A 331-nucleotide genomic window follows, 5' to 3' on the forward strand; every position below is an offset into this window, starting at 1 on the left:
CTCACCGTCCGATATCGATTCCAAGCCGGCGATCATGCGCAGCAACGTGGATTTGCCGCAGCCGGATGGCCCGACCAGGACGACAAACTCCTGGTCCTCAATGTCAATATCGATGCCATGGAGGATCTGCAGGGTGCCAAACCACTTCTCGACGCCGCTGATGGTAACCGATGCCATGTTGGGAGGTCCTTATATTTCCAAGGCTTATTTGACCGCTCCGAGCGCCATGCCGCGGATGAGATAGCGTTGCAGCCAGGAGAAGACGATGGCGACAGGGACCGTGGCAAGCACAGTCGCCGCCATGACGTGGTGCCACTCGACCTGGTAACGT

At 58.3% G+C, this 331-nt stretch carries 1 protein-coding gene and 1 pseudogene; both read right to left on the reverse strand.

The window, feature by feature from the left end; translation table 11 throughout:
* Positions 1–177, reverse strand: a 177-nt coding sequence (locus tag EN852_RS37510) for an ATP-binding cassette domain-containing protein (RefSeq protein ID WP_135879819.1), incomplete at its 3' end; no start/stop codon positions are given.
* Between the two features lie 27 nt (positions 178–204).
* Positions 205–331, reverse strand: a pseudogene (locus tag EN852_RS37515) (carbohydrate ABC transporter permease); the annotation flags it as partial.

The organism is Mesorhizobium sp. M2E.F.Ca.ET.209.01.1.1 (assembly GCF_004010375.2).
In the GTDB taxonomy this organism is placed as follows: domain Bacteria; phylum Pseudomonadota; class Alphaproteobacteria; order Rhizobiales; family Rhizobiaceae; genus Mesorhizobium.